This is a genomic window from Pseudodesulfovibrio sp. JC047 (assembly GCF_010468615.1).
GTDB lineage: Bacteria > Desulfobacterota > Desulfovibrionia > Desulfovibrionales > Desulfovibrionaceae > Pseudodesulfovibrio.
Window position 1 is genome coordinate 91,209 of sequence record NZ_WUEH01000010.1, and the last position, 13,226, is coordinate 104,434.

The window sequence follows — 13,226 nt, forward strand, 5'->3', positions numbered from 1 at the left end:
CTCATTCTCATGACCGACTGGGACCCGACAGGTAGCCGTAATGAATCGGGTTATCCTGCACATACCGTTTGCCCAATCTGGCAGCGGTCACGGCCCGTTCGAGTTCACGGCCAATGTAATAAGCGTGACTGGGGTCCTGAACACCCATCTGGTCAAACAACTTTTGCGTGTCTGTTCCCCGCAGAAAAACCTCCCGGTTGAACACCACCACTGCACCTCCGGACACGAATATCCGAAAGTTGCGGTCCTTGACATCGGCATGGATGGCCGCCAGTTCCTCGTCTGAAAATTCCGGTCGAACCGCGTCCTTTATGGTCAGCAAATCGTCGGTCAGATTCACGGGGAGCACATGATTGTTGACGGAATAATGCATCATGCGTCTGGCCCGATCAAATTCCCGAATCACACCGGTGGCATGGGGAGAAACTTCGGTCGTCAGGACAAAATCAATGGACTGTTCCGCCATGATCCCGGCCATGACCGCATTGATACCCGTGGTATCAGCGTGGGTCAGTTCGGTAAGATTGCCCAATCCCATGAGCATCTCCGCTTCGGGATACTTTTCCCTGATCGCCGAGTACCGGGCGATGGAGTCGGCCAATCCGAACCCGATGGGATCGAGAATCGGGTCCAGCACATGGGGCACTCCCCACTCGACAAGTTGAGCGGCACTGCGCTCCATGGACTCCACACCCTTGCCGAAATCGGGAATGACCACCACCTTGGCACGGATGTCTCGTGCCACCTCGATGTTGGAACTGTTGACCGACAGCAGCATGTCCACCCCGGCCCGATCGGCTTCCCGAATGGTATCCGGGTCAAAGGTATCCACACTGACCATGAATCCACGGGACTTGAGCGCGGTCACGGCCTCGCCCACGCCGGGGAATCCCCCGGACGGAGGACAGCCCAGATCAATGACATCCGCGCCATTTTCCCGATAATAGAAAGCCCGGGCCACGATAGCTTCTGTACCGATGGTATAGGCGTCAACAATCTCGCTCAGGATTTTCGTGTGATATTCCGACAAATCCGGTTTGGTCCCGGCCATGCCGAAAAACGCCGGGAGATCATTGAGATCCTCCGGTCCACGCACGACCTTGGTGCCGAGGTGGCGAGCCAGAACATCGATTTCTCCGTGACATCGACCGGGCACGACCACGGTGTCGAATCGCTCGGCCCCTTCCAGTCGCTCCCCGATCCAATGCAAATTCATCAGGGCCGCTACCGAAGAATTCAAGACGCTGATTTCATACTCAAAATCCGGATCCATGGCCTTCAAGACATCGGTGAGAGCCCTGGCCGCCAACTTGCCCGTCACGAACAGATAGCGTTGTCGAGAAGCGTCCATACGACCGAGCCTCTATCCCCGTTGCCCGTTTTCAATACGGAATGACGCAGCCTGTCCCGGGGCTTCTTCCACACTGACCTGCACGACAGAAAGCGTTTCCGAATCCGTCAATTCCCTGAGCAATTCACCAGCCAGGTATTTGGCCAGACATTCGGCGGTGATATTGGAGACCGGCACCACCTGCACGTCCCGTTCAGGGAAGACATAGCGGCGTTCATGCACCCGAATCTCAACCTCGCCATCGGCGAACGTCACCTGAAACTGCGGATTTTCCGTGGGCAACAGGAACTTGTGGTCCAGCGTATCGCACAAGGCCTTGACCTTCTTTTTCAACTCCACGAAATCATACACGTAGTCGTCTTCGGTCAATCCACCTTCAAGGTACACCCCAACCGCGTAGTTGTGGCCGTGCAACCGCTCGCACTTGCCGGCAAAGGTGATGAAATGAGCCGCACTGAAATTCAGGTGCTGACTGTCCACGTTCAAACTGTACATGTCGCCTCCCTAGGATTTCAGCCACTCGTCCATGGTGAGACAACTGGCCGGGTCCAATGGTTCACCCTCCAACTCACGCCGAATACCACCCAACAAGCCATAGCGTTCGGCACAGGCATTGTGCTTGTGAATGGATTCGAGATTCTCCTGCCGAACAAACACAAAGGAATCGTCCGACAAGTCCGGGAAGGAATCCACCAGCAACCGGAGGACCTCCCTGACCACGTCTTCCACGAATCGAGGATGACGATGGGCCTTGTTGACCACGAAAAACTCATCGGGACGTTTCAGCAGCGTGTAGGTTTCGGAACTCATGGCCGCTTCGAGAATGTGGACCAGACTTTCGGCACGGACCTGCACATCCGTACCGATCATGAGTGTCCCGAGTCCGCGCTGGTTGTGCGATGCAACCGGGATGGCATCCAAGATGCGATCGGCCTGTTCTTCGGTAAACCCTTCCTGGAGCAGGATTTCCCTGGAATTGATCCGAACCATGTCCTGCGCACACGGACACACGGTCATGCCCTCGACACTCACGCCGACGAGGCACCGGGTTCGCTCGGCAGTGCTGGAAGCCGTGCCGATCAAGGTGTACAATTCTTCGGTGAATTTACCCGAAACCGGGGTTACCTTGCCAATGGATGATCGCGCAGTGATACGGACTTCCGACCGCAACGCCCCCTGATCGACCAGAACCTGCCGGGACAGATTGCCTGCCAGCGATTCGATGTTCGGGGTGGGCACCAATGTCAGATTATGGACCAATTCTTCGGTGGCCTGACTGAATCGGGACATGTGGACACCTGCCTGCTCCGCATCGAGGTCGGCATACAAATCCAATGACGCCTGAAACAGTTCCGCACCACCGCCGTTTCCCAACTGGATATTGCGTTGGACATTGGTCACTCCAACCCGACTCAGGCTCACGGGCACACTGGGTTTTTCCTGTTGCACATCATGCGCCGGAGGAGGAAGGATACTTTTTTTGGTCACGCCCCAATCTTTCAGACGACCCAGCAACGTCTCCACACTTTCATCGAGCGTGGTGTGAATCAATCCCGGCTCGATTTCCACGAGAGGCACCAGGACAAAAGCCCGTTCATGGACCCGTGGATGGGGAATGGACAGGCCCTCGGCCTCGAGAATGAGATCATCATAAAACAGAATGTCAATGTCGATGGGACGCGGGCCATTCCGAAAAGTCTTCTTGCGTCCCATGCGTTTTTCAATGCGTTTGAGAAAAGACAGAAGTTCCTGGGGGGCCAATTCCGTCTTCACCTGACAGGCCATATTGATGAAATCGGGTTGATCTTCATATCCCACCGGATCGGTTTCATAATAGGAAGACGTTTTCTCAATGGTCATCCTGGCTCGCATGTATTGCAGGGCTTGCAACAAGTTGGCCAGGCGGTTTCCCTGATTCGCTCCCAATCCCAGATAAGCGGTATGCTGTCCGCCCATGTATATCTCCTGATTCGCGCACGAATGCGCGGTTTGCGTTCGCTCCGTATTGTATCCGCACAGGATGCTGATTCAGACACCCACGCGGGAAAAATCACCTGTTATTCAATCACTATTCCTTCATTATTTCAAAGAATTATATCATTTTTTTCCGAAACGACCAAACCCCGTGAAAGAGCCTGTTTTCAGCGTCAAAACCGGCTGTACAGGACAATTTGCCCTCGCCAGAAACCGGATATACGGCGCAGCATGAACGAGTCAGAGAATACACCTTTCCCAGGGCATGAACGATCGTCGCTTCTGATTCGATGACACGAAAAGGGTATCCGGGGACACAGGCTCGATCGCGCATGAGATGCCTCGTTTCAAGCGTACCGCGTCAGTTTTTCCCCGCTCGTGTCAGTCGGTTACCTCGCAACAAGATTATTGATTTTGCAGGCCGCGCAGGCCGCTCCGAATCCATTGTCGATGTTGACCACTGTCACCCCGCTGGCGCAGGAGGTGAGCATACCCAACAATGCGGAAAGACCGGAAAAAGCCGCTCCATATCCCACCGAAGTGGGAACCGCGACAATCGGTTGGGACACCAGTCCGCCAATGACACTGGCAAGCGCGCCTTCCATGCCGGCGACCACGATAATGACATTGGCCTCGCGAATTTCATCAAGATGATCGAGAAGACGGTGGATACCGGCCACCCCCACGTCGGACAAGACAAAGGACCGGCTGCCGAGCATCTCGCAGGTCACCCGGGCTTCTTCGGCCACATCGAGATCAGATGTGCCAGCAGTGACGATGGCGACAGACCCGTCCCGGTATTCGATCGGTTCCTGAATGAAGGTCAGGGTTTTGCCCATCTGGTTGTACTCGACACCAGGCACGATCGAGAGGACATGTTCGGCCATTTCGGGCGACACACGCGTGGCCAGGACATTGCTTTGGTCTTTCATGCGGAGAAAGATGTCGCCCACCTGTTCCGGGGTTTTACCGGCCCCGTAGATCACTTCGGGAAATCCGTTTCGAAACGTCCGGTGCAAATCGATCTTGGTATGCCCGATGTCCATGTAGGGGAAATCACGCAAGTGGTCCATTCCCTGTTCCACATCCACAGTGCCATTTTGTACGTCGGTCAATAGTTGTTTCAATGAGTCCAGTGTATTCATGTTCCTCTCATCCTTTCTGTCGAGGCGGTCATTCGTCATATGAACCAGGGCAAAAAAATCTGCACCATTGGGAGACGACACCGCTGTCAATCCGATTTCACGCTCGAGTCCTATTTCAATCTGACGAAGTCACCATGATTCCATACTAAAACTTTTCAAAAAACTGTGTCCAAAGCTCTGTTCTCTACAACTCCGTGGGCTGTTCAAGCCACCAGGCTTCGCCGTCAAAAAACATTTTTCACACCGCGTGAAAAACCTGTCTGTCGAAAACGCGGCATGGCCGTCATTGGTCGTCTACCCTTTGAGTCTGGCGATACTGTCATAGACTTCCACCAAGGGAATATCGTGCTTCTCAGCGAGACGACGACAATCCTCCAACTCGGGCTTGGACCGAATCATCTCGTCATTTCTGTACGCATTTTTCATAGTCACCGGGCCAAACGGTGTTTCAAGACGCTCGAATGACCGTTTCAACTCTGTTTTTGTCAACGGAAAACTCTTGATACCCAACGTGGAGGTATGCCGAAACAGCAGATCCTTGAAACGCGCTTCGTCGGCCACGGAACACAACAGGGAAAGACTGGTCGCCGGACGATTCTTTTTCATGATGATGGGCGTAAAATGGACATCCATCGCCCCCTGGTCCATGAGAATATCCATGGCGACTCCCAACATCTCGGCGGTCATATCGTCAATGTTGCAGGTCAGCAAACAGGCGGACTGCACGGTCTCACCGGTTGAAACGGGCCGAGCCAACTGCACCCGCAGGATATTCGGAATATTCACTTCCCGATGCCCGATGCCATAGGCGGTCTTTTCCGTCACCAGAGACGGTGTATCGGTAAAATTCTCGACCAAAGCCGCCAGAATGGCCGCTCCGGTCGGCGTTGTGGCCTCCTTGCGCGTCGCGCCTCTCGTGGTCGGCACTCCGTGCAGTATCTCTAGCGTGGCCGGGGCCGGAACCGGGATATTCCCATGGGCACACTGGATGAAGCCTCCGCCCAGTTCCACCGAAGAGGACCAGACCGAGTCAACACCCAAATACTGAAAGCAGATGGCCGCACCCACAATATCAACAATGGAATCCGTTGCGCCCACTTCATGGAAATGGACTTCATCAAGCGGTTTTCCGTGAACATGTGATTCCGCCATGGCCACTTTCCGAAAAATGCGCAGGCTGGTCTTCTTGACTTCGGGATCAAGGCGACTTCCCTCTATAATCTCGGTAATGTCTGCGAGATTCCGATGCGCACCATGTGTATGACCGTGGTCGTGCTTGTGTTCATGGCCGTGTTCGTGCGTATGCGTATGAGCGTGCTCGTGTTCATGGCCGTGCTCATCATCATGTTCGTGATGATGCTCGTGTTCATGAGTGTGAGCGTGTTCATGGGTATGCTCGTGTTCGTGAACGTGGTCATGCGTGTGTCCGTCGCCATCACCATGGTGGTGTGTCTGCGTCTGACCGTGGATCGAAGCCTGTTCCTCGTGAACGTGCCCCTCGGGCTGATTCTTGAGCACCACATCCACCCGGGTGCCACATATTCCCTGACGGGAAGCGGCAGTGACCTGCACATCAAATTCATGGTCAAGCCCGAGTTTGCTCAACTCGGTGCGCAAAAATTCGGGGGGGACGCCAAGGTCGATCATGGCAGCCAGATTCATATCCCCGCTTATTCCGGCAAAGCACTCATAATAGAGTATGTTCATAGTGATGATTCTCCTGTCGCCAAAACACATTGAACGGCAAGCAATATCTGCTTACCCGACGGTATAAGTGGTTGCTGAAATCCCAAAAACACACGCTGAACTTTTCTCTCACATTGCAAAATAAATACCTTTCATTGCAGTGGCAACATATTCAAACGCATCTATAAAGCCACTGTGCCATCCGAGAAGTATGACACTGTCAAAGCGCACACTCTTTTATATTCGGACCCTGCCCCAAAAATGGGCAATGACGCGACATGGTCCGAATGTCCCCTCGCGCGGGGGCCTCCACGACTTCGTTATGGCGTGCCCGACGGAAACCGTCGTGTTCAACGGTTCCGGAACAGACACCCCCCTCAATTTTGACGCGAACTCAAAGCCTATTCAACGCTTTCAGGTCTCGCGGTCACCCCTCCGACAGTGCTTTGGCAGCCACTCAAGGCCACCAGCTCCACCAGAGATTTGAGGGTGGTAAAGGTGATGAGCTGGTCTGCCTGTATCAGGACATCCAAGGCCGCACGGAGATCATCGAACTCCGCCTTGACGTAGGGAGCACTCGACTCCTTGCTGTCAAAGCACTTGGCATGAACCGTGAGCGGCTCGGCCAGCCCCGCACCGGGGCACTCCACCAGGATGCTCGTCATGTGGTATGGGACATAGATATGATCGTGTTTAATGACTTTCACACCCAATGTTCCCAATTCCGACGTCACGTACCGGGCAAGGTCGTCTGTTCGATCTTCTGGAGCATCAATAAAGAAGATGAACTCAGGGCGACCCTTTTTGGTGATGGCCGGTACCACATGCACACTCTTGGCTCCCTGTTTCATCAAGGAATCAATGGCATGAGGCACCAGCTCGCCCGATATGTCGTCAACATTGATCATCAACAGCATGGGACCGACCTAGAGGTCTTTCAAAATCCGTACTGCCAACTCACCGCATTCCTGCGCCTTTTCAGCGGCACCAGGAATGGCCATGGTCAGCTTGGCGCCCTTCGAAGCCTGTTTGCCAGCGTCCTTGGGACTCAATTTACCCATGGCAGCAGCAATGGTGGCCGGAACAATCACGTTCAGAGGAGCGCAACCGATGTACATCAATTCCTGAATGGCGACTGCCGCGCAGGAAATAGCCATGGACAGCTCGGACTTCTTGTTCAGCACGGCATCGGGAACGACCTTGTGACACAGTCCTTCCAACACGAACTTTTCACCGTTGATGGTGACTTCAGCGTCTACATCGGAGTCAAAGCCCCAGAAGAAACCGGCAAAAGGATGGCTCCGGCGTGCGCCACCAGCTATCTTGGTAAAGGCGATGGAGATTTCGGCACCAAGGAATGCGGACAGCACGGTGGACGAATTCTTCTCAACCATGAGTTTGCGCTGCTCGTCCATGTCGCGGCAGATGTCTTCCAGGCTTTTGCCTTCGTTCAATCCATTGTAGGTCTCTTCAGCACGTTCGCTGATCATTCTGATCCGAATACCCTCGGTTCCCTTGATCATGGCTTCAGTCACCGAACCACGACGAACCTGCTCGGCCTTCCGTGCAATGATGTTGTAGGCAACAGCGGACGTTCCACCATCAATGAAATGATTCATCTTGATCTCACGAATCGTATCAGCTGCGGAATCCATGGTGCCGTCCTCGCTGATGAGAACCTTCATGGCAACAACGCAGTCGGCAACGCAGTGCGCCAACGGCGGATTCAGCGGGCCACCACCGAAACCGGCACCGATAATCGGGCCTTCCATGAATGCGGCCAAGATCTCGTTCAAGGTCATCATGCCGACAACGGTCGGAGAACCAACGTCCTTGAGGATCATGCCGAGGTCACCGACCAGCGTGGCGGTGTCGAATTCCTGCATGGTGCCCTTGAGATGCAGTTTCTCAGGCAATCCGGCCGCTTCCATGGCACCCTTACCAGCCATGTAGCAGGTGCCTTGCTTGAAGAACTCGCCTTCGGCTTCGTCGATCATGCCATCAGGATTCACGACTTCCAGAACCGCAGCAGCAGCCAGCATGGCGCAGGCAATGGGGCTGGGGGTGATACCGGCACCACGATAGGTGGCCTTCATGCCTTCAACTGCGGCACGCGTTCCGTTCTTGCACAGGTCAATATAGGTAATATCCTCACCCAATGTGCTATGACCGTACACGGCACCACCAGCAACAAAGGCGGGAACATCAGCACCATCAACACGGCAGACTTCACCCTTGCGCATGGCTTCGTACAGCGCATGGACAGCAGCGAAACCGGACAGCTTGCCGGTGAGCTTGGAGGTCGGAATGGACATGACACCAGCGCGCTCGGCACCAGCTTTCATGCGGGCCATGGCACCGAGTTTACGGTTACCAGCGGGCACACCGGCGCGAGACTCGGTTCCGGCGATATTCAACAGAACTGCTGTAATCAAAGCGGCGTTGGCCGGAGCGGCTCCAGCTTCCAGGGCAGCCTTGACACCGGCTTCAACAACGTAGTCCAAGGGCAAATGGGCCAGGTTGGCATCCTTGATCTTGATGCTGCGGCCTTTCAGGATTTCGTAGGTAATGGCGTTCGCCGCGCACAACGCAGCCAAACTCAGCATACCGTGACCTTTGGTCAAAGCTTCAACACGGTCGGCTGTCATATTATCTACATTAGAAGTAATCGCCATCATGCCAGCTAAAAGTTCTTTTTTCATTTCGATTGTCTCCTAGGTATTGTTAGCGCATTCAAACATCAGGAAAGGCAGCATATCCTTACTTCAGAACGCAATTCTGATGCCAGATATCTCTGAAAGCGTGCGTGTTTACCGATAGACACCGCGTATCCGAAAAAGGAAACACGATCCTCCCGCACATGACATACGTCACATGCTTGTTGGCGGAAAAACACCAATCAATTTTTCACCGGAATATTCGAGAAGGGCCGTCACATGAGCGGACACTGCCTTGCTAAGAAAGGTCACCCGCCGATCGACGTCTTACTATTGAGGATTCCGTTCGTGTGAAAAGAGCTTGTGCACGATACTCTGGCACATCATTCCTGATTAGCATCCGGGCTATTCGCCCCCGCTACAAAGAATATATTCAGGAACACAAATGGTTGAAGTATCGACTCCCTCCACTAACGAAGCATCTGGTTTGACCATCTCCCTGCAACTGCTCCTCTGAACGGTGGTGTTTATAATGATCGCAGGGGAGGAGACTCGTCCATCATTCGTTACAACATCCAATCGGCCTTGCAGCGCGATCCGACATCCTTTGTGTCGTGGCGACCCGCTCATGAACGCTCACACTCAGTGAGCTATTTTTTGCCGGTCATCCGTTACACAAGCTTTTTTTTAAAAAGCATAAAAACGAACAATGTTAATAAGCTATATGAATTTTGAATATAACAAAAAGGAAAAGTGCGCAAGTGGTTTCATTTTTTTTTGATCTGCAATGCAGTTTTTTATGAAAAACATACGGTATCACTGTACCAACTGTCGGCCCCCGTCATTTCAACAGTCATTTTACGAAATAAAACCCGATACAGCATTTCTTGTTTTATGTATCAAAAAATCGTTTTCCCGACAGCCATCCAGACGAACATGACAGCTCCCCGGTCAAAATTCGAAAAAATTCCGCCCTATTTCAAACATAAAAAAAGACACCAACATTACGCCGGGTCAAGAAGATTGCTTCTTTGGCGGCCCCACAAGAATTCGCATGAAATTGCCACAACAAAAAGCCTTTCGAACAGAATGTCATGGCGACATTCCGTCAGAAAGGCTTTGTATCAATATTCATTCAATACATCTGAAACGGTCGGCATTCATCATACTGCGCACCGACTGTTCCAAAAAAGAATTAGAAAGTCAGTCCTTCCATAACCTTGAGGCAATGTTCAGCCCGATTCAACGTATACAGATGAACGCCAGGTGCGCCTTTTGCCAACAGATCTTCGATCTGTCTACGCGCAAAATCCCGTCCGACAGCCGCAGCCGCTTCAACACCACCCTCGGCGTCCGCTTTTTCGAGCGCCAAAAGGAATTTCCCGGGAATCATGGCACCACACAGGCCCAGAATGAACTTGGCGGATTGGACGCTGGGAATAGGCAGCACCGCAGGAATGACCGGCTTGTTCACCCCTTTGTCCGCCAATTTCTCAACGAGTTCAAAATACACACGGTTGTCAAAAAACAACTGCGTTGTCGCAAAGTCAGCCAATTCCAACTTGTGCGCGGTCCAATTCAAATCCTCGCGAACCGAAGGGGACTCTGGATGCGGGTCGGGATAACAGGCCACGCCGATGCAGATTTCCGGATGAATTTCCCGAATATATTCAATAAGATCAGATGCGTGTTTAAATCGTTCATTGTCGGGGACAAAGGTGGATGAACCACCCTTTGGCGGATCACCGCGCAAAGCGAGCACGTTACTGGAACCAACTGCGCCGAGCTGATCGAGATATCCAGCGATCCGATCTTCCGAGGCCTGCACACACGTCAAATGCGACATGGTCTCGAACCCTTCATCTTTCTGAAGGCCGGAAACGATGCCCAACGTATTGTCCTGCGCCCCGCCACCGGCACCATATGTCACGGAAACAAAGAGCGGGTCCAATGCCTTGAGTTGTTTCGCGGTGTCATAAAAGCCGGGCATGGCCGCCTCTTCTTTCGGGGGAAAAAATTCAAAGGAAACAAAAGGTTTTCCTTCTCTTTCGTGAATAAGATCGATTATCCGCATAGTATATCTCCTGTCCATTTCGGATAGTTGAGGCTTTGCTGTGCCCAAAGAGCCATGTCCACCACCTTCTTTCTCAGGGGTAAAACGCGACAGTGCTCGTTTTCGTGCGGATGTATATAGCCTCTTCTCCAGAACCGGGTCAATGCAGACATTGGACCACAAAAAAAGAAATACCGCTGCTGAAAACTCCTCGCACCACGAAACTTGCCGTCTTCCCCCGACTCCGGGTATAGGAGCGACGGCGAAACGATCCTCCATCGAATAACAGGACAAGGTCCGCCTTTTGCATTGGCCAACAGAAAGGAACACACATGCGATACATCCATAATCAATGTCTTGATCCAGCCTTCAACCTGGCCGCCGAAGAGTGGTTGCTCACCAATTCAGAAACCGACATCTTCATGCTCTGGCGCAACAAGCCTGCCGTGATTGTTGGCCGAAACCAGAACACCGTTGCCGAAATTGACGAATCGTTCGTACAGGAACGCGACATTCCCGTGATCCGACGGTTAAGTGGTGGCGGGGCCGTGTTTCATGATCTCGGCAATATCAATTTTACCTTCATCACCCACGGCAAGCCATCGGAAGGACTGGATTTCGAACGGTTCACCAAACCCATTCAAGAGGCCCTGCAAACCATGGGCGTCCAGTGCGTTTTCAGTGGCCGAAACGACCTGCTCATCGATGGCAAAAAATTCTCGGGCAATGCCCAACATTTCCATCAGGGACGTATCCTGCATCATGGCACACTGTTGTTCACCGCAGATATGACCGATCTGTCCGGCGCACTGCGAGTTGATCCGGAAAAATACCGGGACAAGGCCGTGAAAAGCGTGCGCTCCCGCGTCACCAACATCGCGAGCCATCTTCAGACACCCATGACGGTCACCGATTTTCTCGATCGACTCATGGACAATGTTTCCAACGGCAGTGCCCCGGAAACAAGGCACCTCACCAAAGAGGAAATCATCCATATTTCCGCCCTCGCCGATACGCGATACCGAACATGGGCATGGAATTTCGGGGCTTCCCCTGCTTATAATTTTTCCAAACGCACCCGCACACCCGGGGGACTGCTGGATGTCAATCTATTCGTCAAAAAAGGAAAAATTCTCACGGCGAGACTGTTTGGCGATTACTTCGGAGTCAAGGATATCGGCCCGTTGGAAGCGATGCTCGTGGGGACACCCCACACCCGCACTGCCGTACAAGACCGATTGGCCACCGTCCAACTGGAGCAATACCTTCATGACGTGACGCTGGACACCTTGCTGGACTGCCTGTTCTGATCCGCCCCGCTCCCACACGGTGTTCGAATTCCGATCAATGTTCATGTCCGGGACAACGCCCACGGCTTTTTTCGGAGTACAAACATCTACTTTTTAAATCAAAACCCTGTTTTAATTTGATATATATCTACGGGCATACTCCTTGCTGTATTGAAATACCGTCACTTTAAATCAAGGAGTACCACATGGATTCAGCGGAAAAAGCAGCAGATACTTTGGCAAAGATGACACACCGGGCCGGAAACGTCTTCCCGAGTTACCTTGCCTGTACCAAGGAAATAAGCCAATTTGGTCCCATAGATCACAAGACACAGGAACTGATTCACCTTGCCTGTTCCATGATGGCTCAATGTGAAATGTGCATTTCTCTCCACATTCAGGGAGCGGCAAGCCACGGCGCGACCAAGGAAGAAATCCTGCAAGCCGCCATGTTATCCATTTCAATGGGCGGCTCTCCCAAAGTGATGTACATGCACTATGTGTTCGAGGAATTGGACGATCTTTTCGATTAATCACGCCGCACACGATCTCGGAACCGGGAACGCTCTATATGTCCCCGGTTCCGAGCGTGTTTCGGCACAACAGCGGCACTGATCCGCGTGACAGAGGATGGCATGAAAATTTCGACACATGAAGGTATTGACCAGTCATTATGCGGAGAACCGCTTGAAGTGAACGCGGGCACCAGTACGGTCCGTCTGCTCTGTCTGCCCTCCATGGCCGCAGATGACAGTGGTCTGATTCACGGCGGCTTCATTTTCGGACTGGCAGACTATGCGGCCATGCTTTCGATCAATCATCCCAATGTGGTCCTCGGCGCAGCGGACACCCGGTTCCTGAAACCGTCCCGCGTCGGCGACACCCTTATTGCCCGAGCGCAGGACCAGACCCCAGAGGACCGCAAGCACCTCGTTCAGGTAGATGTTTCCTGTAATGACGACGTGGTTTTCAGCGGGACTTTCACCTGCTTCGTGCCGCAAAAGCACGTCCTGTCCAAAGAATAGTCACGCATGGAAAAGGGCTGCCATATCAAAACGACAGCCCTTTCCA

General features: G+C 52.9%; 11 protein-coding genes. 3 read left to right on the forward strand and 8 right to left on the reverse strand.

The features are described from left to right. Positions 1–7: 7 nt before the first annotated feature. The 8 genes from GO013_RS08475 to GO013_RS08510 all read right to left on the reverse strand — a co-directional run bounded on the left by GO013_RS08475 (position 8) and on the right by GO013_RS08510 (position 10,887). On the reverse strand, positions 8–1,351 hold the full coding sequence (locus GO013_RS08475) for a DUF6513 domain-containing protein (protein ID WP_163810103.1): 1,344 nt from the start codon (positions 1,349–1,351) through the stop codon (positions 8–10). Between the two features lie 12 nt (positions 1,352–1,363). Then, entirely contained in the window at positions 1,364–1,846 is a 483-nt protein-coding gene (locus GO013_RS08480) for a 6-pyruvoyl tetrahydropterin synthase family protein (protein ID WP_163810105.1), read from the reverse strand. Positions 1,847–1,855: 9 nt separating this feature from the next. Further along, entirely contained in the window at positions 1,856–3,307 is a 1,452-nt protein-coding gene (gene mptA, locus GO013_RS08485) for a GTP cyclohydrolase MptA (RefSeq protein ID WP_163810107.1), read from the reverse strand. A gap of 407 nt (positions 3,308–3,714) precedes the next feature. Continuing rightward, positions 3,715–4,470: a nickel pincer cofactor biosynthesis protein LarB gene (gene larB, locus GO013_RS08490; RefSeq protein ID WP_163810109.1), complete on the reverse strand. Its 756-nt coding sequence runs from the start codon at positions 4,468–4,470 to the stop codon at positions 3,715–3,717. A gap of 294 nt (positions 4,471–4,764) precedes the next feature. Next, on the reverse strand, positions 4,765–6,177 hold the full coding sequence (gene larC / locus GO013_RS08495) for a nickel pincer cofactor biosynthesis protein LarC (protein WP_163810111.1): 1,413 nt from the start codon (positions 6,175–6,177) through the stop codon (positions 4,765–4,767). A gap of 380 nt (positions 6,178–6,557) precedes the next feature. Continuing rightward, the gene (gene larC, locus GO013_RS08500; protein WP_163810113.1) at positions 6,558–7,073 is read right to left on the reverse strand and encodes a nickel insertion protein; all 516 of its coding nucleotides are present in this window, start codon (positions 7,071–7,073) and stop codon (positions 6,558–6,560) included. A gap of 9 nt (positions 7,074–7,082) precedes the next feature. Then, positions 7,083–8,858 (reverse strand): hypothetical protein, encoded by a 1,776-nt coding sequence (locus tag GO013_RS08505; RefSeq protein WP_163810115.1) that lies wholly within the window; start codon positions 8,856–8,858, stop codon positions 7,083–7,085. A 1,150-nt stretch (positions 8,859–10,008) separates the two neighbouring features. Then, on the reverse strand, positions 10,009–10,887 hold the full coding sequence (locus GO013_RS08510; protein WP_163810117.1) for a methylenetetrahydrofolate reductase: 879 nt from the start codon (positions 10,885–10,887) through the stop codon (positions 10,009–10,011). A gap of 311 nt (positions 10,888–11,198) precedes the next feature. Between GO013_RS08510 and GO013_RS08515 the strand changes: the two genes are divergently transcribed. The 3 genes from GO013_RS08515 to GO013_RS08525 all read left to right on the forward strand — a co-directional run bounded on the left by GO013_RS08515 (position 11,199) and on the right by GO013_RS08525 (position 13,180). Beyond that, positions 11,199–12,176 carry a lipoate--protein ligase gene (locus GO013_RS08515; RefSeq protein WP_163810119.1) on the forward strand — a complete coding sequence of 326 codons (978 nt, stop codon included), beginning with the start codon at positions 11,199–11,201 and terminating at the stop codon, positions 12,174–12,176. 185 nt (positions 12,177–12,361) lie between these two features. Next, positions 12,362–12,688, forward strand: coding sequence for a carboxymuconolactone decarboxylase family protein (locus GO013_RS08520; protein WP_163810121.1), 327 nt, complete (start codon positions 12,362–12,364; stop codon positions 12,686–12,688). Positions 12,689–12,790: 102 nt separating this feature from the next. Further along, entirely contained in the window at positions 12,791–13,180 is a 390-nt protein-coding gene (locus GO013_RS08525; RefSeq protein WP_163810122.1) for a PaaI family thioesterase, read from the forward strand. The last annotated feature ends 46 nt before the right edge of the window (positions 13,181–13,226 follow it).

What these genes read in the sequence shown, in the direction of transcription:
- mptA (WP_163810107.1), bottom strand. Translation starts at nt 3,307, where the DNA reads ATGGGCGGACAGCATACCGCTTATCTGGGATTGGGAGCGAATCAGGGA.
- GO013_RS08515 (WP_163810119.1), top strand. Translation starts at nt 11,199, where the DNA reads ATGCGATACATCCATAATCAATGTCTTGATCCAGCCTTCAACCTGGCC.
- GO013_RS08525 (WP_163810122.1), top strand. Translation starts at nt 12,791, where the DNA reads ATGAAAATTTCGACACATGAAGGTATTGACCAGTCATTATGCGGAGAA.
- GO013_RS08480 (WP_163810105.1), bottom strand. Translation starts at nt 1,846, where the DNA reads ATGTACAGTTTGAACGTGGACAGTCAGCACCTGAATTTCAGTGCGGCT.
- GO013_RS08510 (WP_163810117.1), bottom strand. Translation starts at nt 10,887, where the DNA reads ATGCGGATAATCGATCTTATTCACGAAAGAGAAGGAAAACCTTTTGTT.
- GO013_RS08520 (WP_163810121.1), top strand. Translation starts at nt 12,362, where the DNA reads ATGGATTCAGCGGAAAAAGCAGCAGATACTTTGGCAAAGATGACACAC.
- larB (WP_163810109.1), bottom strand. Translation starts at nt 4,470, where the DNA reads ATGAATACACTGGACTCATTGAAACAACTATTGACCGACGTACAAAAT.
- GO013_RS08475 (WP_163810103.1), bottom strand. Translation starts at nt 1,351, where the DNA reads ATGGACGCTTCTCGACAACGCTATCTGTTCGTGACGGGCAAGTTGGCG.
- larC (WP_163810113.1), bottom strand. Translation starts at nt 7,073, where the DNA reads ATGCTGTTGATGATCAATGTTGACGACATATCGGGCGAGCTGGTGCCT.
- GO013_RS08505 (WP_163810115.1), bottom strand. Translation starts at nt 8,858, where the DNA reads ATGAAAAAAGAACTTTTAGCTGGCATGATGGCGATTACTTCTAATGTA.
- larC (WP_163810111.1), bottom strand. Translation starts at nt 6,177, where the DNA reads ATGAACATACTCTATTATGAGTGCTTTGCCGGAATAAGCGGGGATATG.